This window comes from Bradyrhizobium sp. 187 (assembly GCF_023101005.1).
GTDB classification, from domain to species: Bacteria; Pseudomonadota; Alphaproteobacteria; order Rhizobiales; family Xanthobacteraceae; genus Bradyrhizobium; species Bradyrhizobium canariense_D.
This window is the reverse complement of sequence record NZ_CP064693.1, coordinates 1,324,828-1,346,146: the sequence shown is the minus strand read 5'-3', so window position 1 is coordinate 1,346,146 and position 21,319 is coordinate 1,324,828. Positions and strand designations below refer to the sequence as shown.

13 protein-coding genes and 3 pseudogenes are annotated in these 21,319 nt (G+C 57.6%); 4 read left to right on the top strand and 12 right to left on the bottom strand.

The genetic code is table 11. The features are described from left to right. Positions 1-118 precede the first annotated feature (118 nt). From IVB19_RS06530 to IVB19_RS06520, 3 genes are all read right to left on the bottom strand, one after another. Entirely contained in the window at positions 119-1,273 is a 1,155-nt protein-coding gene (locus tag IVB19_RS06530) for an OpgC domain-containing protein (protein ID WP_247821667.1), read from the bottom strand. A 1,477-nt stretch (positions 1,274-2,750) separates the two neighbouring features. Then, positions 2,751-4,322 (bottom strand): ATP-binding protein, encoded by a 1,572-nt coding sequence (locus IVB19_RS06525; protein WP_256474591.1) that lies wholly within the window; start codon positions 4,320-4,322, stop codon positions 2,751-2,753. Between the two features lie 321 nt (positions 4,323-4,643). Beyond that, entirely contained in the window at positions 4,644-5,279 is a 636-nt protein-coding gene (locus IVB19_RS06520; RefSeq protein WP_247821155.1) for a response regulator transcription factor, read from the bottom strand. Positions 5,280-5,517: 238 nt separating this feature from the next. On the opposite strand from IVB19_RS06520, the gene IVB19_RS40345 reads away from it, so the two are divergent. Further along, positions 5,518-6,039, top strand: coding sequence for a response regulator transcription factor (locus tag IVB19_RS40345; protein ID WP_346283649.1), 522 nt, complete (start codon positions 5,518-5,520; stop codon positions 6,037-6,039). Here the strand turns inward: IVB19_RS40345 and IVB19_RS40630 are convergent. The 4 genes and pseudogenes from IVB19_RS40630 to IVB19_RS40615 all read right to left on the bottom strand — a co-directional run. Beyond that, positions 5,942-6,715, bottom strand: coding sequence for a sensor histidine kinase (locus IVB19_RS40630; protein WP_524536762.1), 774 nt, complete (start codon positions 6,713-6,715; stop codon positions 5,942-5,944). The genes IVB19_RS40345 and IVB19_RS40630 overlap by 98 nt on opposite strands. 81 nt (positions 6,716-6,796) lie before the next feature. Beyond that, positions 6,797-7,216, bottom strand: a pseudogene (locus IVB19_RS40625) (GAF domain-containing protein); the annotation flags it as partial. A gap of 60 nt (positions 7,217-7,276) precedes the next feature. After that, a pseudogene (locus IVB19_RS40620) lies at positions 7,277-8,407 on the bottom strand (PAS domain-containing protein); the annotation flags it as partial. 81 nt (positions 8,408-8,488) lie between these two features. Beyond that, positions 8,489-8,908 (bottom strand): annotated as a pseudogene (locus IVB19_RS40615) (GAF domain-containing protein); the annotation flags it as partial. 1,474 nt (positions 8,909-10,382) lie between these two features. Here IVB19_RS40615 and IVB19_RS06495 point away from each other — a divergent pair. From IVB19_RS06495 to IVB19_RS40610, 3 genes are all read left to right on the top strand, one after another. Continuing rightward, positions 10,383-10,964: a PepSY domain-containing protein gene (locus IVB19_RS06495; protein ID WP_247821154.1), complete on the top strand. Its 582-nt coding sequence runs from the start codon at positions 10,383-10,385 to the stop codon at positions 10,962-10,964. A gap of 144 nt (positions 10,965-11,108) precedes the next feature. Then, entirely contained in the window at positions 11,109-11,282 is a 174-nt protein-coding gene (locus IVB19_RS06490; RefSeq protein ID WP_247821153.1) for a hypothetical protein, read from the top strand. A gap of 1,101 nt (positions 11,283-12,383) precedes the next feature. Beyond that, positions 12,384-12,518 (top strand): LuxR C-terminal-related transcriptional regulator, encoded by a 135-nt coding sequence (locus tag IVB19_RS40610; protein ID WP_524536761.1) that lies wholly within the window; start codon positions 12,384-12,386, stop codon positions 12,516-12,518. Between the two features lie 14 nt (positions 12,519-12,532). On the opposite strand, the gene IVB19_RS06485 is transcribed toward IVB19_RS40610, so the two are convergent. From IVB19_RS06485 to IVB19_RS06465, 5 genes are all read right to left on the bottom strand, one after another. Continuing rightward, entirely contained in the window at positions 12,533-15,430 is a 2,898-nt protein-coding gene (locus tag IVB19_RS06485) for an ATP-binding protein (protein WP_247821152.1), read from the bottom strand. Positions 15,431-15,545: 115 nt separating this feature from the next. Further along, positions 15,546-18,395 (bottom strand): ATP-binding protein, encoded by a 2,850-nt coding sequence (locus IVB19_RS06480; RefSeq protein ID WP_247821151.1) that lies wholly within the window; start codon positions 18,393-18,395, stop codon positions 15,546-15,548. Beyond that, positions 18,392-18,979, bottom strand: a complete 588-nt coding sequence (locus IVB19_RS06475) for a helix-turn-helix domain-containing protein (RefSeq protein WP_247821150.1) — start codon at positions 18,977-18,979, stop codon at positions 18,392-18,394. The genes IVB19_RS06480 and IVB19_RS06475 overlap by 4 nt, the downstream gene beginning before the upstream one ends. 348 nt (positions 18,980-19,327) lie before the next feature. Then, positions 19,328-20,128 (bottom strand): acetoacetate decarboxylase family protein, encoded by an 801-nt coding sequence (locus tag IVB19_RS06470; protein WP_247821149.1) that lies wholly within the window; start codon positions 20,126-20,128, stop codon positions 19,328-19,330. Positions 20,129-20,257: 129 nt separating this feature from the next. Beyond that, positions 20,258-21,058, bottom strand: coding sequence for an acetoacetate decarboxylase family protein (locus IVB19_RS06465; protein WP_247821148.1), 801 nt, complete (start codon positions 21,056-21,058; stop codon positions 20,258-20,260). Between the last annotated feature and the right edge of the window lie 261 nt (positions 21,059-21,319).

Here is a 21,319-nt window from a genome sequence, read left to right as displayed (position 1 = left end):
CCGCCGAGGCGTGGATGGCTCATTACCGCCCATCCTAGGCCATTCGCCGATCGGACGAGACTTGAAACCAATGCCGTCCGCCCGAGTATAGTGCTTCCCAACGCCGCCTAGGCACCTCTCAACCCGCCACTGCGACGATCGGTTTAATTTTCGCCGGTGCTTTGTCCGCGTTCTTCGACCAGGACCGGTAGTACGCCAGCGCGGTCATCATCAGGATTCCGACAATGCTGACCACGATCTGCATCCAGATCGCGCCGGAACTCTCGACCAGAACGACATGTGCAGCAAAGGACAGGAATATCCCGGCGCAAAACACTTCAAGCGACTGTTGACCGCATTTGATCGCGGGTCGAAACATCCGCCATTCGAGCCCCGGCCAGTCGCGTGGCAGCAAACGAACAACAAAGAACGCGAACACAACGAAGTGCAGCAGGCGATAAGGTGCGAGGTTGGTCTTGTCGTTCGGATTGAACGCACCATAGATATCCGGCGGGATCAGTGCGCGCAGTTCGTCAGACCGGACCGTCATTGTCATCACCAGAGCGAAAAGAAGATAGCCGATGCCGATCACCAACGCGGTACGCGACCGGATGAACGGCATCGCCTGTGCCGATCCACCAAGCGCGAACCAAGCCCCGAACGTAAACAGAAACTGCCATGCGAATGGATTGAAATACCAGACGCCAGTTGGATAGGCCGCAACGTTCCATCCGAAGTACCTGGCCATCAGATAGAGCAAGGCCGAAGCGGCGAGCGTCATATTGGGTCTGCGCAGCATCAGCCATAGTATCGGGGGGAAGATGCCCATCAGAACGATGTAAAGCGGCAGCACATCCATGTTCACCGGCTTGAAGCGAAGTATCAATCCCTCGAACAAAAACTGCGCGGGATTTACCAGGAAACCCCGTATATTAAAGTCGTCCGTAAAACTGGAGTTGCCATAGCTCTGCGCGACATATCCGATTTCGGCGAGGTAGAGCACGAAAAGGAAGACGTGAGCGACGTAGATCTGCCAGACGCGCTTGAGAAGCCTCGATGCGCCGATGATAAACCCGCGTTCAAGCATCATCCGCGCGAAGACAAAAGCGACAGTGTAACCGGAAATGAAGATGAAGAGATCCGCAGCATCGCTGAAGCCGTAGTTCCGCGTTGTCACCCAGTTCACGATGTTGTTGGGGATATGATCGAGGAAGATTCCCCAGTTTGCCACACCTCGGAACAGGTCCAGCCGGAGATCACGGCCTTTCGTCGGGAGCGTAGCGAGAATCTTCATCGTCATGCACCGAAGCTCCAACGCGCGGCATCAGGTCCGCCATTTGCTTACCCGCGCAGCGCCCATAGAGCATACGCCGGCATTTCGACGTCATCGCGCCGAGCATCGCTGCCCGACGACTACGCGTATTGTACATTCGTGCGCACGCTCGATTAGCTCTCGTTCAAGGAAGCAGGTGACGTCGGCGTCTGCTGGTTGTGGGCAATGCCGCCAGGCAGCTCGAGATAGGGGCATGGCCCTTGCCGAGATATGTCGCCAGATGAACTCTCCACCATCGCGACTGTCGCGCTCGCTGCACCGGAAGTCGATTCGGGGCAGGATGACACCGACAGAAGCATGGCCTTTAATTTGCTTCACGACGTGCGACGCGATTACGCGAGGCAGGTCTCGACGTCGAGCGCCTATCTGTCGGCTCAAGCCAACAGCACACCTCGGCCGATTTCTGGAACCCGTTGGTACCGCGCGCTCTTGCCACGTGCGCCGATGCTACCGACCTGGCCCTCCTATGCTTGGCTCGCGGCCGAGCATCTGGTTTTGGTTGCCCCACAGGGTTAGCCACGGAGTTTACACTCGTTAGATCTGTCATTTCATCGGGCAGACTCTCGACCAGATCTCGGGCCGGCGCCATGTCGATGGATGGTGGCAAGAATGTGGAGTGGTTGGTATCCAGAACAACCTTCTCCGGCCATTTGCGAGCGGATTCGATCCGGATGGACGCGCTATCGATGATCGCCGGTCGATCAGGAAACCGGTCCGGGAGCTCCGGCAACGACCACCCGGCTATCAGCAGAAGAACGGCGAGTGTGCTCCCGCAAACCCCAAAATACCCTGCCACAGGCAACGTGGTAAGCTCAGCCAATCTGAGCGATCTCGATTGACCCATGACAGCAACGCTTGGCCACGTTCACGCAGTGCAGAAAATCCACCAGGGTGCCCCACCGCGCTCTGGGAAAGGAACCTTGACTAGAGGAGAATGTCTTTCAGCATCTGCCGGACGTGTCCTCCCAGGTTGTGCAAGCCGTCGATGAAATGCAGACCAGCGGAGCTGCGCTCTCCCTGCAACCGCCGTCAAGCGATCCGCGACCTGCGCCTCCGCCTGCACAGCGACTGCTCCTGCTTCTTGGTCTGATCGACACCCACTCGATTTCGCTTTTATCGAGCGAACGGCAATTAGATTGAGCGTGTCGTCCACCACGCCGTAACAATGCTTGACGCCCGCACTCTGCAAGGTTTCCACAATGATATCCGCGACCAGCTTGTCCATTGCGTTCGACCCACGCTGAGGCCATCCCTGCCACAACATGCACCCAATTGCACCCCGGGGCTTGTATCGGAATGCGAGGATTTGAACCCGCCTGCTGAGACAGCGCATGGCTGCGGATGCCGCACCTTTTTGGTCCAAAGCTCCATTCCAGCGCCGCGCGGATGTGACCCAATTGGCTGGAATGCGCTGAAATGGTCGAAGGTCCATCGCAATCTAGTTATCGCCGCGCGGCCCAATGCTCAACGCCGGCGCCGGGCGAGCGTTTCCCGACGGATCGGAATAGGCTGCGGTTCTGTCGGCCTTTACCAGAGCCAACAGCGTTACTCTTTCCGCGGCCAGATATCCGGCTATGTACTCCGCAAGCCGGCGGAAGACCACGTTGACCTCAGCATGCTCCTCCAGTTTTTCAAGCGCATACGCCCGGGTCGTGTCCAACAACCGGTAATGTGCCTGCGTTTCGTCGACCCGAGTTGCTATCAACGACTTCTCGACCAAGCCGGCGATTGCGTCAAAAATTTCGCCGGTGTTATCGCCGGGTTCGCCTGCGACGTGCCGTGCGCCCTCCAGGGTGAAATGGCCGACGAAAGGAGCAATGCGTCGAAGAACAATCCTCTCTGCGTCGGACAACAGATCGTAGCTCCAATCCAGTGTAGCCTTAAGGGTCCGATGCCTGGGAACTGCCGTCCGATGGCTTAGTTTCAACAATTCCGGATGAGACACCAAGCGGGAAACGGTGTTCTCGAGGCCGATTGCGGCTACCTGACCCGCCGCCAACTCAATTGCCAACGGCATACCATCCAGCTTTCGGCACATTTCTGCAACAAGCGGCGCCTCTTGGTCGGTGAGAACGAAGCTTCCTGCCCTTGCCGCCACCCGCCGTACAAACAACTGCACGGCCGGATATCGAAGCACGGCATTTGCCGTCTGCTCTGAGCCGTCTGTTGGAAAATCAAGGGGGAGCACCCGGCAACAATGTTCGCCCTCGACTTTCAGCAATTCGCGACTTGTGGTCAGAAGATAGACATGTTGCGTTTCTTGGTAGAGCTGTTCGGCAATCAAGGCGACCGCCTCGATCACATGCTCACAGCTATCGAGAATGATAAGGAGTTTTCGAGACCGAACTAGGTCGACCAGTTCCAGAGCAGGATCGCTCGATTTAAGTGAGATTCCCAGAGATGTCGCGACAGCCCCCCCAACCTGGTGTGGATCGTTGATCCTTTCCAGATCAACGAAATATATCTCGCTGCCAAACTCCTCCGCCACGGCGCGGCCAACGGCCAAGGCAATCGTCGTCTTGCCGATGCCGCCGGGGCCGAGCAGGGTTACGAAACGCTCATTTCGAAGCTTGCTGCTAACCTCGCTGACCACGAGTTCGCGTCCGATCATCATGATCGGTCGCACTGGAAGCCTGCCTTGGTGCCGGGACTCAGCATTCCGGCTTTCCCTGGCGCCTCCGAGGGCGACCACTGCGCCGACGAACGAGTAGCCCCGTCCCTTTACGTTCGTGATGTATCGGTTGCCGAACTGGCCGTCACCAAGCGCTTTGCGGATCGCAGCGACGTGGACCCGGAGATTCCCCTCCTCCACGGTGACGTCTGACCAAACGCGATCAATTAGTTCCTGCTTCGCGACGACTGCCCCCGGGCGGTCGGCAAGGTAGATCAAGATATCCAGCGCACGATCCCCGAGGGGAAGCACCTGACCGTCGCGCCGGAGCACCCTCTCGCCAATCGAAAGCTCGAAAGGGCCGAACCTCAGCTTCCTATGAATTACGGTCCCAGACATATGTCAGCCAAATGACGGATTTTCCCGGCCTGCATGCCGGCGAATGCCGCGCTTGTGCGTACTGCTGTTGCGCGCAGCCAGCATCATGGATAGCTTTCGGCCGAGCGATCTATTGCACGTGAGTAATGCAAGTTACGCATGTGGTATCGCGTTGCCTAAGCCTTGGTTTAGAAGCCGCTCGGGGAAGAACTTTCACGCGCTAAGCTGTATCTTCGTCACTTTCACAAGCGAGCGGACCCAAAGAGATGGAGGCTGTTTGCCGCTGACCGCCCCGCCAGCGGATTGAACCCAGCCGGAGGTCGGCAGGACGGATACGTCAGCTTAAGATTGGTGCGGTTTCTCGGGTACCAAGCAGAGCTTGGCCGCCATTCTGCCGAACTCGGGAAGCGAACGGGCGTTCAGCTTTCGCATTGCGTGGCTGCGGTGCACCTTCACCGTCGGCTCGCTGATACCGATATCGCAAGCAATCTGTTTGCTAAGGCGTCCCCGTGCGACGTGAATCATGATTTCACGCTCCCTGGGGCTGAGCGATCCAAACCGCTCCTTGAGCACGGCCAAAGCCATTTCACCCTCCCGGCGCGCACGATCGCGAGCCAGACCGAGATGAATAGCCTCGAGCAGTTCTTCGTCACGGAGCGGCTTGGTAAGAAATTCAATAGCACCATCCTTCATCGCCTGCACTGACATCCTGATATCGCCGTGTGCCGTGATGAAGACGATTGGGATCTCCCTATTCGCCGCAGCGAGCTCGCGCTGAAAATTGAGACCGCTTTGCCCCGGCAATCTCACGTCAAGCACCAAGCAGGCCGGCCCATCCGGGGACTCGGATTTTAGAAAATCGGAAACGGACCCGAATAGCTGGGCATGAAGGCCAACCGAGCGCAACAGTCGCCCGAGCGAATTGCGAAGCTCGACATCGTCCTCTATGATCAAAACAGTGGACGTTTTCTCCTGCATAGCAGCTACTCACGATTAAAGACCACGGAAATGATCCTTTGTCGCCGTTCGCCGGTTCGGAGTGGCCGTGCGGTTCGCAGCGTAGTCCCAATCTGTGGGCGTGAATAGCACTGTTTTACGCCATGGGACTTGGGCAGCATACACCAAAGCTTACACGAACAAACTGCTAAGTCGCTGCGATTCGGCTGCATCCCTCGTGCGCGGTCAAAGAATTCGCGAGGGCGGCGGCTAAACCAAAATGTATAGGGCATTAGCATTGCCCAGTAGCACTCTTGGGCGCAGGTTGCGTTTATCGACTCCACCCGTGGATACGACAGCTAATAGCGCCACACGTATCGCGGGTTCGATCGAAGAACTGGACAACCGTATGCCGAAACCGACTTTGGTCGTGGTCGTCGAGGATGACCGTTTCTTTCTCGACTCCATGAGGAGGCTTATGAGATCGCGGGGCTACCGCGTCGAGGCGTTTCCGTCAGCAGCCGATTTCCTCGCTTCTCCTTATCTCAGCGAAACCGCTTGCTTGATTGCAGACGTTCATATGCCTGCAATGACCGGACCGGACCTTTACCGGCATCTCATCGCTTCAGGGTATGAGATTCCGACGATCCTCGTGACGGCCTATGCTGATGATCAGGTCCGGGCTCGCGCCTTGAAGGATGGGATCATTTGCTACCTTCCGAAGCCGGTCGACGAGAAGCGGCTACTAGCCTGTCTTCATGCGGCTCTCCAGTCTCGGGAGCCGACTGAGGATAATTCGTGAATTCTTTTACCGGGCTGGGGAGGGTAAACTGAAATACGGTTCCCCTGGGTTCGTTCGCTTCTGCCCACAGCCGGCCCCCATGTGCGTCGATGATGGTCTGGCAGATCGACAACCCCATTCCCATTCCGCCTGACTTCGTAGTGTAGAAGGCCTCGAAAACGCGATCGAGACATTCTGGATCAATGCCAGGCCCAGTATCGTGCACTGCGACGATAATGTCATTTGTCCGACTTTGCTCGGTACTAATCAACAACTCTCGTACCCCCGCCTCGATCGAGCCCATGGCTTCGATCGCGTTCAAAATCAAATTCAGGACGACTTGCTGCACTTGAATGCGATCACCTTGAATGGGATACATCCGCTCCCTTAGGCGAGTCTTGACGGAGACGCCTGTTTCGGCGATTGCGCTCTGGGCTAGTTCAATGACCTCGTCGATAGCCCTATTGAGATCAAAGCAATCGTTGCGTGGTGGCGCTTTCTTGATGTGATCTCTGATGCGGTCGATGATGCCTCCGGCTCGATCGGCATCGCCTACGATGCAGCCCAGGGCTTCCCTGACCTCGCCAAGATCTGGCGGCTGCTTATCCAAGAAATTCAGAGCCGCACGGGCGTTGTTGCGTGCCGTAGCGATCGGTTGCTTGACTTCGTGAGCGATCGAAGCCGTGAGCTGTCCCATGGTGTCGACGCGATTGGCGTGCGCCAGCTGCATCTGCACCTTGCGCAAGGCCTCTTCGGCGCGCTTACGCTCGATAAACTGACCGATCTGGCTGCCGATGGTAGCCAGCGTATTGAGCAATTCCTGATCGGGCTGCCTGATCTCGCGACTGAAAAACTCAATCACGCCCAGGGCCTCGCCCCCGAGCAAGATCGGAAAGCCGAAGGCTGCATGTAGCCCTTCTCGCTCGGCTATGGGGCCGCGCGGAAAGTTCTCATCAGGAACGACATCGGGAACGTATTCGGGCTGGAGGCTGGACCACACTCGGCCCGGTAGTCCCAAGCCCGGCAGGAAAGTGAATTCCCGGCTGACTCTTTCAAACTCCGGGACTTCTATCGTGGCCTTATGCCAGAGCTCGACACAGCGCAGCGCCTCGGCCTCCCGATCCAAGCGCCAAAGCGCGCCCACGTCCCATCCCAGACACTCGCCCATAGCCCACAGTATTCTCGGCGTGGCCTCTTCGATCGTGGTCGCTTCCGTTAAAATCTGCGCGACCGTGTGCTGCACGCGGAGGCGTTCCTCGGCGCGCTTGCGATCCTCGATATCGTAGGCGGTACCGTACCACTTGATAATCTTGCCGTTCTCGTCCCGCGCAGTGACACGGTCGATAGCGAACCAGCGATACTGTCCGTCGGCACGCCGGACGCGCTCCTCCGCATGCCACGGCTCGCCGGAGGCAAGGGCGTTACGCCACATTTTCTCGCCGGTAGTGACGTCGTCGGGATGCGCCACGACGGACCATTTCGTGCCGAGCGCAGCCTCGTCGGAAAGGCCCGTGTATTTTTTCCAGGCGGCGTTGACGAAGTCGCGCCTGGCATCTGCCGAATAGCTCGCCACCGGGATTGGGATGGTATCGATCATCTGCCGCAGCTCTCGCCGCGCCTCGGCGAGTTGAGCCTCTCTCTCGCGCAACGCATCTTCCCCGCGCTTGCGCTCCGTCAAATCGAGGACGAACGCGACGCCCTCGTCGCGGCCCTTTTCGAACAGCGCCCCTCCAATCAGCACGGATACGCGGCTGCCGTCTTTTCGGAAGAACTCTTTCTCATAGGGCTGAGCAACCGTATTGGAGTATAGCTCCCGCAGGGCGCGCTTGTCGTGCTCCCGCCATTCCGGTGGGGTCAGGTCCGTCCAGCGTACGCGACCTGAAATAAGATCCTCCCGGTCGTGTCCTACGAGACGAAGAAACGCGTCATTGGCCTCAAGAACCAGACCTTCCAGGCCCGTGATGAAAATTCCAATGATGTTTGCGTCGACTAAACGCCGAATCTTCGCCTCGCGCTCCCGCAATGCTCCCTCGGCCCGCTTGCGCTCCGTCAGATCGAGCACGAATGCGACGCCCTGGTCCCGTTGTTCGCCGAACGCAGCCAAACCGATCAACACGGGCACGCGGCCCCCATCTTTTCGAAAGTACTCTTTCTCGAATGGCTGGACTGCCCCATTTATTTTCAGCTCCGTATCAGTCCGGGCGTCGCGCTCCCGCCATTCCGGCGGCGTCAGGTCCGTTCGGTTCAGGCGGCCCGAGATAAGATCCTCTCGATTGTATCCCCCCGTGCGGAGAAACGCGTCATTAGCCTCGAGAATGCGACCTTCGAGATCCCAGATGATGATTCCGATGATGTTCGCGTCCATCAGGCGCCGAATCTTTACCTCGTGCTGTTCGAGCTGGCCTTGCAGTGTTGCGAATGACTTCAAGTCAGCCTGCAACATGTCCCGGAAGTGCAGCACCAGCTTGAGATAAGCGGCACTGTATTCGTTCCTTTTATTGTCGCGAACGCAAATTGTGCCGAACAAGCGGCCATCAGGCCAAGCGATCGGGACGCCCAGGTAAGAGATCATCCCCTGCCTGACATGCGGGTTCAGTTTCCATGCTTCGTTCTCGCGAGCGTCAGGGACGAGCAGCGGCTGACCGGTCTTCATGACGGTCTCACAATAAGGTCCCGTATCAAGAGCGCCCGGTTCGCAAGGATTTCCTTTGGACGTACTTGAGACGAAAACTTTGATGTGAGGGGGCTCGACCCGCATTATGGAGGCAGAGGGAACGTGCATGATTTCGGCAAGGAGATCCACAAACTCTTGCCATTTTCGGACAATTTCAGGCGGCACTGCGATCGAATGTGCCGCACTCGAACCGCGATCTTGCAGCTCGGAAGCCATCCCTCGATGAATACTCCCGGTCATGTGGAGCGTTCCTGGGCTTAGACGGTGAGGCAGTATAACAGCTCCAGCCGCAGTTCGCGACAGGTCTCTTGTCCGTCCAAACCAAGGTGCGGCCAAACATCTAACGCCCGCTGTGGGTCGAAATCGACACTTTGGCTCTGTGTCGCTCACTTCCGGTGTAAGCGCGACTCCAAACATGTCGCTACGCCGCAATAATTGATGCTTTGTGCCAACTCGAATTCAACGAGGCCGCCAACGGCGCCTTTACCGGACGCCTAGTTGTAGGATCGCCAGAGCCGAGAGCTGGGTCGCGTCATTGACATCGGTTTGCGCGACCTTAATGATCTTTGATTAGCTCGTCGAACCGCGCTGGCCGCACGATCGTTGTGCTTACTACCTAGATGGCTGTCCAGTGGCGCGCTGCCGCTCGCCAGGGAGCATTGGCTGGCCGTCACGAAGGGCGTGAGCGGGCCCGCCTCCAACGGAGCCGCTTCTATCTAAGGAAAATCGGTTCTGTTTCGACGTTTGGTCGTCGACGCGCTTAGAGCGTGACCTTATTTCAGCTGTACAATCAGTCTTGGCCTTTTGAGATCTCTCCTCGTGAGACGACATCTATGACCTTGTCCACCTGTACCGCCACGATCGCGCTCGGTCTTAAGGTCGTTAAGAACGCCAGAAACAATAGGGCCCCGACCGCAACTAAACCTAGACTAGCAAATTCTTTCACCCCGCTGCTCTCCAATTAAATGCAAATCGCTGTCGTGGGGCTTGCCTGCGGTATCATTTCAAGAATACGGGGCGGCGACCAACTCGTAACAGCAGCTTCGATACGTTCACTGACATGAAGATGCGACCCCTTTCTTCGGAAAACTGACTAGCGTCTATCGCACCCAGCCTTTTGATCCTTCGGTCCCCTCCCGCACGACATAGTTTCGAGCAGCGGAATCCACAGTTCGTCGGCGCATCCCACTATGCGTCTTCAACGAGACTCGCTCTTGTACGCGGCTGTTCGGATTTGGAGGTATCTGACGCTCGGCCCCCGTGCCGCCGGAACCACCAAGAACGAGCAAATCAAACCGGCAAACGCCTCCCGCGAGTTGCGCGCGTCTTTTGGTGATCAAGGTGTTGCATCGAGATAACGAGCAAACGGGAAATCCGCAGGAACCATGCTGCTCAGAGCACATTTCGACAAGCGCTCTGATCTGAGACCTCCTATAGATGCGATGAATACAAACGGCCGGCTGACTCGCGCTGATTCCGCGCACGGATAGTGCCAGCGTGGCACAGACAGCCCATGTTGAGTATCGCAACATGCGCCAGCCTCCTAAAGCTGTTGTCGTTCTCCACGAGGGAAAGGGCCGATGTGTCACCACGTCCGGCAGAAACAACACCCGTCGTCGTGGATGGCGTTCGACTGAACCGAAGGCACTACTATGAAATTGAGAAAGTTGACTTCTGCGGGAGCTGTCTGATGTTGAAAACGAGTCTCACCGCGTCTGTGATTTTGTCGGCCTTGGCATTGGGTTCGCCGCACGCTACCGCAAAATCGAACGAACCTCCGCACACGCTAGGCGGACAGAATTCTGAACTTGAAGAGACTATTGATCGTGAGCTGGAGATGTTCCGCAACGCGCAAATATCCCTACAGCAGGCACTGCTGATTGCCGAGAGATTACACACCGGATCGAGAGTTGTTGACATCAGCTTCGATGGTGCGTCGAACCCACCGGTTTATAGAGTGAAGAACATTCAAAAAGAGCAAATTTGGGAGAATTCTATCGACTCTAGGACAGGCAGCAGCATTGCAGGTGACAAACAGGCGCTGTCGGTTAAAGGCCTTCAGCCACAGGATCGGCGCAACTTATTGGCGTTGAAATCTGCTCGGCAAAACCTGTCGGATGCCATAGTCGTCGCGGAACGATCGGCGCACGGAAAGGCAGTTAGCGGAGGTTTAATGGATGAGGATGGGACGCTGTATTTTGTGATTGTCGTGGATACCGCCGAGGGTCTAAAGCAGGTGCTTCTAGAGCCCCCTCGAGTCCGAGACCGATGACGCCGCGGCCGATCAGAATGCTGGCCATTCCGTATCTCCGACTGCTTTTGCAGCGTGGGGGTCCTATCGGTGTTCGCAGGGCAAGACCGCCCGGAATGTGGATCGGGACTTGCTGATCGCGTTCAAGCTCGCGCCATTCGCAGCATGGGCGAGTTGCTGAAGCAGCTTGATGGCAAGGGGGGCAACAATCAGCATAAAGAAATCACCCTCGCGCGTGTTCAAACAGGCCGTTCGCGTCGCCAACGTCCAGCCGGTGACTTCGACGCGGCTATTGAAAGCGACAAGCCCGCCATCGTGCTGGGGCTTTCCTCCATTTAGTGCGGAATGCGGTCGGCTGTAAGGACGAGCGCCATAAACCTTCGTATCGCTCCGTGCTCCCTTTAGATGGCTGGAGTTTACCTATATCCAATTGAACCGCTGATCGCGATCGAGTTAGCTGAGTCATGCGGTAGCGCTCCCGCTATTGCTGCCCTCCTTGGGCGTTTCCTCCCTAGACTTGGGCTGCTTGTGGCGACGCAAGCGGCCTTTCTTTTTTGTGTATGCCGTCACGTCCGAAGCAATATCGCGCCAGCACTGGTTCAACGCACACCCGGCCGTCGTGCCTGCTGCGATAAGCATTGGGATAGCCATATACCCAAGCAAACAATCAGCTGACCTTGAATGGCAAAGCTGTCGGCGTCCGCAAGAGCGACGGCATTTGCATCCACCTTGAGCGACGCCAATTTACCGTCCTCTTGTAGATCTCCAGCGCAGGCCGGTCGCTGACGTAGACCCTGAGCCTCGTATGCTCAGCCACTCTTTTTGCCAGTGCAGGCTCCAGTCGCCAAGCTTGCCATTGCTCAAGATGTGATTTCACGGAGCTTCCTCTCTGCTTGACTATTGCGCCTCCCGTCCAGCTTGTGGCGCCGCAGCGTTCGCTTGTTCGAGTATCCGCTTTGCCCGAATGCGATCAGACGTCGCCAGATAGCCGGCAATGTATTCCGCAAGCCGGCGGAAGACCGAGTTGACCTCAGCATGCTCCTCCAGTTTTTTAAGCGCATACGCCCCGGGTTGTGTCCAGCAACCGGTGCCTGCGTTTCGTCAACCCGAGTTTTGCTATCAATGACTTGTCGACCAAGCCGGCGATTGCGTCAAAATTTCACCGGTGTCTTCGCCGGGTTACCCTACGACGTGCCGTCGCCGGTCATTATTAGAGTATTGTGGACGAGGGGCCGGTCGTTTCCGAGCTTCTCCGGGCAACCCACGAGGGAGGAAGCGTCAAAACGGATCTGATCCCCTACGTCGATCGGCTCGCGGCGGGTCTGAAGCGAGCACGGCAAGATCGTTCGGCGCCGAGCTCAAGCGCTCGTATTCTCAACGCATTGAGCCGTCGCTAGACGGACATTCTCGCGCGGATCGCGGACGGATTGCCAAAAGGCAATCGCCAGAAGCCTTCATATCGGTCCCGAGACCGTGAAGTCGCACCTGCAAAGCGTTTTCACCGAATTGGGTGTGGAAAGACGCGCGCACGCCGTATCACGTGCACGGACCCTGGGCATCGTCACCACGCGATGAAATTTCGCCTCCCTTCAGCCGGCTTGCCGCGCACGAACGCTCACCTGCCCGAGCATCCGCCTTGCCAGCACGAGATCCGGCGTTCCGAAACCCTCGCAAAACCGTCCGTAAATAGGCCCAATGAGATCACGAGCTTTTCCGACTTGACCGAGATCAATCCAAAGCCGCGCAAGCTGCAATCCCGCCCGCAGTTCGAACGAAAGCGCCGATTGTTGCGCCGCCAGGTTCATTGCTTCTTCGAAACACTTCACAGCTAGATCGCGCCCTTGGAACTCTCCGTCCACAAGCGCTAAGCCTTTCGCCAAAAAGAGGGCCGGAAGATGAAGAGGCCTCTTCGATCCAAGCTGCGTGGCGATCGAACCATCGATGAGGGCCAGCGCTTCCGCGCCCTTGCTTTGTTTAGCCAGGCCGACCGCCAATTCGGCAACAAAATCCGTTACAAGCATCTCGTATCGCAGGCTCTTCAGCTTTTTCAAGCTGTCCCGCAGATGACACATGCCATCGTCCGTCTGGCCGACGCGGACTAGATAGCGCCCCCGAAGTCCCACGGCGACAGCACGAAATGGCACCAACGAATATTTCTCGGCGGTGAGTTCAAGCACGGAGAGGTTCTGCTCGACCCGGCTTAGGTCGTCAATCCAGAAATGGAGAGGCATCGTCAGAATTAGGGCTCGACAGAGAGCGATCGGATGATCTGCCCTCTCTGCTTCCTCGATGGTTCTTTCAGCATAACTAACGGCCCTATCGAGATTGCCAGCAAACCAATGCGTTCGGGTTAGATTGAATAACGACGTGGTACGCAGATCAAACAGATATTGAGTTGCGTTGAACCGTCGGCCAACCGACGACCCCTGTAGGGCCCGCTCTAGGTATTTTGGCGCGCGAACGTGGTCGGCAAGCATATAGTACGCTGCTCCCAGCATCGAGTCCGCAAGCGCGGCATCCTCCGGATTTCCAGTCTTGTTCGCAACAGACTCCGCGCGTATCGCAACTTCAAGACTGCCCACCGCGTCGATCGTGCGATGGAGATACATCGACAGCCCGCTGAGAAGACGTAGTTGCTGGTGGGCATCCTCGCACCGCTCTGCGAACGTCAGTGCCATATTGAAGGCAACGCGAACCCTTTCACTGTTCCCGGCAGTGAACATGAGCGACAAGGCAAGCGAAGCGTGGATTTCCATCTTGTCCCGCGGGTCGCATTCCGCAGCTATCCTACTGATCGCCCTCTCCATCCAATCCCGGCACTCCACGAAAAGCGACTTGGCCAGAAACGACCGCGCGGCCGCCGCCGCCATTCGGATAGCCGCGCTATCATTTCCGTCGGGGCCAAAGCTCCATTCAAGCGCGGCACGGATATCTCCGAGGTAGCGCTGTCTCGCGTCTGCCAGAGATTGTCCGGGCTCCAGATCGAAACAATTGCCTTGGCTGTCTCCCAACGACCTGCTCAAATAGCTCGCGTGACGCGCTGCCATAGAGTTTTGTTCGCCGCTCGCAGCGAGTTTCTCCAACGCATAGGACCGTGTCGTGTCGAGCAACCGGTAGAGCACCCGCCGGTAGCTCGGGCACGCCACTATGAGCGATTTGTCGACAAGATTTTCCACCGCGCTCGCAATTTCGGGCCCGTCAAATCCTCCTCGCTCCGCAACCGCAAATAAAGCTTCCAATGAAAAGTGCCCGACGAAGATCGCGGCACGTCGCAGTACAACTCGTTCCGCCTCGGACAAGTGATCGTGGCTCCAGTCCAGCGTCGCTGCGAGTGTCTGATGCCGCGGATTCGCCGTTCGGCGGCCGAACTTCAGAAGATCGAGACGCTTCAGAAGATCGAGACGCGAACCCAACTTTGCCACGGTATTCCTGACGCCAAAGACGGCAGCTCTTCCGGCGGCGAGCTCGATGGCGAGCGCAATCCCGTCGAGCTTACGGCAAATCTCGGCAACCATGGGGGCTTCGTCGTCACTGAGCGTAAAGTTGCCGCGACGAGCGCTGACGCGCTCGGCGAACAATCGTGCTGCCGGATAAACAAGTACTTCTGATGCAGTCAGCCCGGCCTGCTCTGGTGGACACTCCAGTGGAGAAAGGCGAAGTAAGCGTTCGCCAGGAACACGCAAGCCCTCCCTGCTGGTAGCGAGTATGTAGATGTCGCGGGAATTCTGTAGAATATGGTTCGATATCTCCGCGGCCTTCGTGATCAGATGCTCGCAACTATCAAGAATGATGAGCATTCTGCGAGGGCGCAGAAAAGTCACCAACGCCTCCCTTGGATCGATCAACTGCGAATCGAGCCCGACCACGGAAGCGATTGCGCCAATGACATGCTGCTCGTCGCTTACGGTTGAAAGGTCGATGAAGAATACGGCCTCTAAGAAGTCGGCCACTGCCCCGCGCCCAACTGCCACAGCAACCGTTGTCTTGCCTGTCCCGCCGGCACCCACAATTGTAATCAGGCGCTGGTCCGTCTGAAGCCAAGCCTGCATCTCACGAACAACATTTTCACGGCCGACCATGCGGCCCAGCGTGGGCGGCAGGCTGGACAATCCCGAAGATGCCTCACCTCTGCCACGGTCCGCCGGAAGGCGCTTGACCGGTGCCATAAAGCTATAGCCGTGGCCCTGGATATTCGCGATGTACTTGTCACCGAACTGACCGTCGCGCAGCGTCTTGCGCAGTGCCGCTAGATGAACGCGAAGACTACCTTCGTCGACCGATACATCAGGCCATGCCCTCGCGATCAGTTCGGCCTTCCCAACAACTTCGCCGGCCTTTTCGAGAAGAGTAATCAGGATGTCATAGGCCCTTCCACCCAGGGGAATGACCTCGTTCGCCTTTTTGAGAGAGCGCGCGGCGACATTCAGCTCGAATGGACCAAACCGAAGCCGGATTGCACCCGGTGAGCCAATTTGTTCAACCGACATAACCCATTCCGCCAAGAGCCTCGACGATTCGGTCGTTGCACCGTTCGTCCTCAGTCTTGAGCAAATACACCCCCGGCCCATCAAGGGTTACCCGAAACCTCCTCCAGCAACAAGCTCAGTGCATCGAATTGGCGGCGCCATCGTGCAAATGTGAAACGGTCAATACCTGCTTGGCCAACCGTAGATCGACGGTCTCAAGGCCTTCTCGGAATTTTGCGTGCGTGAGTTGCAAGGCCTGCCGCGCGCGTTCCTTTCGCTCGGCCGATTTTTCCGCAATAGCCAGGCTGGTCGCGGCCCTGAGCTCCCACGACAAGCTGGCTTGGCTAGCGGATAGTTCGAGCGCAGACAAAAAATACTGCCTGGCAACTGCAAGCCCCTCGTCGTTATGAAGGGCCAGCTCGCCTCTAATGCGACGCAATTCCGCAGCGTACCACTGCGCCTCGTCAAGATCGATCTTGGCCCGTTCGAAGACAGCAAGTCCCTGCCGTGGGTGACCCGCGACGGCCGTACATCTTGCAAACTCTGCTTGCAGGATCCAATTGAACACTCCGTATCGCGCCGCAGACAACTTCTCCAAACCGCGGTACAGCGTCGCGGAAGCTGTATGGGCCCCACCCCGTCTGACGCTGCAGAGAGCCTGCATGCTGAGGCCGAAGCCGTGATAGCTCTCCACCGCGTATTTTCCGGCGTGGTCGACGAGTTCGTTGGCAAGCGATTCTGTCTCGGGATCGTCCGGACTAGTCAGATACGTGTTGAAGCTTGCCCAGGCCAGCGCCACGCAGAGCGGTACCACGTGGTCTAGTTGGCGAGCCTCAGCGATCGACGTCAGTTTAAGGCGCCGCGCCTGATCAGGACATCCCCGGAGCCAGGTCAGGTTGGCCAATACGGCCAAGGCGTCGACTTTCCGATCGTAGCCAAACCGCTTAATGAGAGACCGCCGAGACGCTTCATCATCGCGATGCAGGGACGATTCAAAGTAAGCTTCGGCCTGCAATATTCGTCCAGTGTGATGGTAGGTCACGCCCCGCATGTAATTGGCCGTTGCGATCGCGCCACGATTGTCGCTCATATCAGCGACATCGCCGCAGCGATCTGCCAATTCTGTTGCCTCGGAATAACGTGGAAGCCGTATTTGGTGGGCCCACAGAACAAGCAGAGAATCGAGCTGGCATTCGGTGTCGTCGAGACACTCGGCAAGAACGCGCGCTTTCGCCCAGCTTGCATATGACTCTTCTGTCATACCATCCGTGAACATCATGCAACTGGCGAGTGCGGACTGAATGACCATTTCTTGACGCGAGCCGGTACTCGCATCGTCGAGCCGACTGATGGCTTTCGTCATCCACTCCCGACATTCGGTAAGAAGGGCCATTGCCATCCAGGTGCTTGCCGAGGCGGCGGCAAGTTCAACGCCAATTTTCGAATCGCCTTGGACCGAGAAAGCCCAGTTCAGAGCCGCTCTGACATTGCCGACCTCGTCCCCAAGCGCCTGGAGCCTCTCAGGAATGTCCATTGAAACGCCTTGTTTGAACAATTCGCCGAAGTAGAGCGCGTGCCGCCGGCGCCAACCAACTTCCTCGCCGCTTTCCGCGAGCCGTTGTGATGCAAAGGCATGAGTAGTGTCGAGTAGGCGCAGCCTTGCGCCCTGTCCCTGTGCGGCAATCATCGATTTCGAGCGGAGCTCCCAGATGCAATCCGAGACGTTTGCTTCCTCTATCGCTCCGTCGGCGACAACAGCGACCGCTGCTTCGAATGTGAACCCACCAGCGAAAACACTGAGCCGGCCTAGTATGCGCTTTTCTCTCAAGCCAAGCAGGTCATAGCTCCATTCCAGCGCGGCGTTCAAGGTCTGGTGCTTGGGCGGCGCCGTTCTGCGCCCGACCCATGACAGATTTAGCCGTTCGTCGAGCAAGCTTGCGGTCTTACTGAGGCCAAATATGTCAATTCTTCCGGCTGCCAGTTCGATTGCCAATGGAATTCCATCGAGCCGCCGGCAGATCCTTGCAGCAATCGGCGCATCCGCATCTGTTAGCTCGAAGTCACCACGTACGGCCCGCGCGCGATCGACCAGCAGTTGGACCGCGGGATATTGCAGGACGTCATGTGCCGACAAAGTGCTGTCTTCCCCAGGGCATGCGAGCGCGCAGAGTTCATAGACATGTTCACCTTCAACTCGCATCGCCTCCCGACTAGTCGCGAGCAAATGAAGTGTCGGGACGCGGCAAATCAGTTCTTCCGCCACAGCCGACACCTCATCGATAAGGTGTTCGCAACAGTCTAGAAGGATGAGCGTTGGCCTTCCCTGCAGCCGATCGATCAGGGCCGGTAAGGCATTGTTTGTTTGCACCGAAACACCTAGTGCTGCGGCCATTGCTGGAGCGACGAGCGAGGCGCCACCGAGAGCACTCAGGTCGACAAAATAGATCTGGTTAGCGAAAGTGGCGCTCATCTCGTGAGCAACCGCCACCGCTACCGTGGTCTTGCCGATCCCCCCGGGACCGACGATCGTCACAAATTTCTGCTCGGCCAGCTTCATTTGGATCGCGGCGAGCGCCTCTCTTCGTCCGAGCATTCGGACCAGGCGCGCAGGCAATCGGGACCTCGAAGATGGACTGAAATCCCCGGACATAGGCGAGGAAAGTGACGTTACCGGTACGACGAAGCTGTATCCCCGCCCTGGCACGTTCGCGATATAGCGCCTGCCTGGATCGCTCCGATTGAGCGCCTTGCGTAGCGCCGAGACATTAACGCGCAGGCTGACCTGTTCAACTCCGCCCTTCGGCCAAACCTGCTCGATCAAGGTTCTCCTACCGACGACCTTGTTTGCTTGCTCCGCCAGGACAATGAGAAGGTCCATGGCGCGCGCGCCGAGCGGCACGACGTTTGCGCCATTCGTCAAAATCCTGCCTGCGACCGACAGTTCGAAAGGGCCGAAGCTCAGCACTTTGTCACGCTGGTCGCTCATGGGATATTTCCGTCCAAGCCGGTTCTTGAGCTGCTCTCGCCAGGAACGCCGCGCTCCCGTCGCCAGTTGGCCGGACTTTGACCAAAGGCCTGTCTGAAGAGCCTGCATAGATGCGCCTGATCCGAAAATCCTACGCTCAAGGCTATCTCACTGAGTGATGCCGCGCTGGTCATCATCAGGTGGCAAGCTCTTTCCAGACGCCTTCTCACTACGTAGGCATGTGGCGATTCGCCGACAGCCAGTTTGAACTTTCTAGAGAAGTGCGCCTTGCTTCGGCGCGCGATCCCGCTGAGATCCCCGATGTGAATCGTACGGTGTAAGTTGCTATCAATGTAAGCTCGCACGCGGACGATCTGCCAAGCCGCCAGACCGCCCCTGGTGGCGCCGTTAGCGCCCGAACAACGGTCGATCTCTGCTTGCAGGATGTGGGATGCCGTGACCAGCGACGCCTTGGCAGCCTCCTGATCGTGCCCCAACTCTCTCCTTGCAGTTTCAAGCAGCTTGGCCACGCTATTCGCAATGAGGTGGAATTGCTGACCGTCTGCAAGGGAATACTCTGTTGCGGCGGTTTGAAGTCCTTCCATGGACACTCCTCGACGTCTATCCGAGCCTTCGGATCGACGGGAAGAGTGCAGTAAGGAGCGCCTCTTGGCTCGTTAATCAGCGTTATGGAAGGTTAATCTTGCTTCGTGCCACGAAACGGATTCGGCATTATAAATCACAGCCTTACCTCTTATCGAACCTGACTTGGCAACGTTCAGAACACCGCGCAGGTTGATCCGATCCAAAATTCTGTAAAGACGCGTGAACAATTTTTCCTCACCGCAAGACGCTCCGGCCGAGGCTCTCTGCGCGACGGGAGTGCCGGGAGACCTCTCCGCGAGCGAGGGACTTGGCGCTTCCCCGTTTACGGCCGAAATGGTTTCAGTCAACTACGAGCCCCGATCCTCTAGGATCTCCAGATCGCTAACCGAGTAAGAAAGTGAGTAACGAAACCCGGACCCGATCCTCTTCGGCGCGAGCGCGTTGAGTTCTTCGCCGTTCGCTTTCGGAAAGTTAAGTTCGCCCTTCCCGATCCAAGCGCCGGCAACGGTAAGATTATCAGTGATCGACATTGCCAGCTCGTTGACCGCAGGCGTGTCCTGGTAGCCAGCCGCCAGCCTCGGGAAGTATCGCAACAAGACCGTGGGGCGACTGAGGAGAGACAGTCCCTTTTCAACCGGCCGGTGCAAGGTAACGCAGGCTTCCGCAAGACGCTGGCCATGCGCCGAGAGGCTGGCGCCAAACCGGCTGCCCGACGCGACCGGGGCCGCGGCAGGGCCTGAGGCCGCAAAGGAGCGCGTCTGAAAAATACTACCCATCTTCTTTGGAAAGCCCTGCGTCCAACCGCGCGCCAGCGCGGCGTCATTGTCGACATAAATGTATGGACACCACATAACCCGCACGTCGCGATACATGGCGTCAACCAAAACAAATGCCTCGCGATATTGATAACGGGCCGGCTCAAGATATTCGTCGTCCTGAGCGGTGAATTGCCAATCCAGGAACATCATGACCGCGTGACCGCTTGAGTTCGGATCCGGGGAAAGACCATTCGGCAAAGTCGCTGCCGTCGCGTCTCCGTCCGTCCAGAACTCGACACCAACGGCATCGCCGGCATAGTGCCAGGGTGGTGGCGGAGTTAGAGCGGCTTGGCCGAATGGCGACTTCGGAACTGTAAAGCCCTTGAGCATTCCCACGTCCTACGCGTCACTTTCGTCAGGAGGTTACCGAAACCGCCCATAATTGATTTGATTGAAGTGTGTCGGCTTGTTCATTCCTGCCTCAATCCCGAACGCAACTCAGTGCGATCAGTGCGATTGCTAGGGAGTCAGATCTGCCAGAATCTCGATATCGGTGACGGAATAGGAGAACGAGAACCGATATCCGCGTCCCACCCTGACTGGCCCCAGCACTTCCAATTCCTCACCATACGCTTCCGGGAAATCGAGCTCACCCTCTCCAATCCAGATGTTTGTGGTCAGCAAATGGTCCGAAACGGATCGAACAAGTTCATCCACGGCTGGCCTATCATGCATGCCCGCTGAGACCCGTGGGAAATATCGTCGTCCGACAATTCTGCGATCGAGCAAGCCAACAAGACGCTCCGCTCTTTCACGCAAGGTAACACGGGCTTGCACCAACAACCGACCATGAGCCGACATGCAGGCCGAGAACCTGCTGTCGTGGACGAGCGGCGCCGACGCCACGCCCATCGTGGGAAACGAGCGGGTCTGGTGTACGGCGCCGAACTTTCTTGGATAGCCCTGGATCCAACCTCTCATCAAGGCAGCGTCATTGTCGACATAACAATATGGACACCACGCTATTCGTGTGCCCTGCCACATCGCGTCTAGGAGGACGCTGAATCCGCGACATTGGTATCTGGCAGGATCCAGATATTCATCGCCCTGCGCGGTGAACTGGTAGTCTGTGAAGAGCGCGACTGCGTGACCAGGACATTTCTCGTCGAGCTGGACGCCTGTCGGAAGGATGTCGACCGATACATCGGGATCATTCCAGAACTCAACCGCCAGAACGTCACCAGCGAAATGCCACGGGGGCGACGGGACCAATGCAGCAGCGCCCCGAGGGGACCGCGGAGCCGTGAATCCCTTGAGCATGTCCTCGCCCCGCCAGCAATCCGCATTAAGCGCATCATTTTCGCACCCAAGGTTAGCGTTGGCGTCGACTCCAAAGCTTGGACAAACGTGTATTGGCTTGATGATTCGTGCTAACCGGTGTCGATACAAAAAGTTGATCCGAACAACCACGTATTGCCAAATCCTGCGCAATTTGCTTCCAGGAAGCCGGAGGGCCGCAGCGGGGTTCGAAAACTCCAAGCTCTGACGTCTTGCGACAAGCCCGAGCTCCGGCAAGAGCGT

What these genes read in the sequence shown, in the direction of transcription:
- IVB19_RS06495 (WP_247821154.1), top strand. Translation starts at nt 10,383, where the DNA reads ATGTTGAAAACGAGTCTCACCGCGTCTGTGATTTTGTCGGCCTTGGCA.
- IVB19_RS06465 (WP_247821148.1), bottom strand. Translation starts at nt 21,058, where the DNA reads ATGCTCAAGGGATTCACGGCTCCGCGGTCCCCTCGGGGCGCTGCTGCA.
- IVB19_RS06490 (WP_247821153.1), top strand. Translation starts at nt 11,109, where the DNA reads ATGGGCGAGTTGCTGAAGCAGCTTGATGGCAAGGGGGGCAACAATCAG.
- IVB19_RS06525 (WP_256474591.1), bottom strand. Translation starts at nt 4,322, where the DNA reads ATGTCTGGGACCGTAATTCATAGGAAGCTGAGGTTCGGCCCTTTCGAG.
- IVB19_RS06480 (WP_247821151.1), bottom strand. Translation starts at nt 18,395, where the DNA reads ATGAGCGACCAGCGTGACAAAGTGCTGAGCTTCGGCCCTTTCGAACTG.
- IVB19_RS06485 (WP_247821152.1), bottom strand. Translation starts at nt 15,430, where the DNA reads ATGTCGGTTGAACAAATTGGCTCACCGGGTGCAATCCGGCTTCGGTTT.
- IVB19_RS06530 (WP_247821667.1), bottom strand. Translation starts at nt 1,273, where the DNA reads ATGAAGATTCTCGCTACGCTCCCGACGAAAGGCCGTGATCTCCGGCTG.
- IVB19_RS06520 (WP_247821155.1), bottom strand. Translation starts at nt 5,279, where the DNA reads ATGCAGGAGAAAACGTCCACTGTTTTGATCATAGAGGACGATGTCGAG.
- IVB19_RS06470 (WP_247821149.1), bottom strand. Translation starts at nt 20,128, where the DNA reads ATGCTCAAGGGCTTTACAGTTCCGAAGTCGCCATTCGGCCAAGCCGCT.
- IVB19_RS40630 (WP_524536762.1), bottom strand. Translation starts at nt 6,715, where the DNA reads ATGGGACAGCTCACGGCTTCGATCGCTCACGAAGTCAAGCAACCGATC.
- IVB19_RS40345 (WP_346283649.1), top strand. Translation starts at nt 5,518, where the DNA reads ATGTATAGGGCATTAGCATTGCCCAGTAGCACTCTTGGGCGCAGGTTG.
- IVB19_RS06475 (WP_247821150.1), bottom strand. Translation starts at nt 18,979, where the DNA reads ATGGAAGGACTTCAAACCGCCGCAACAGAGTATTCCCTTGCAGACGGT.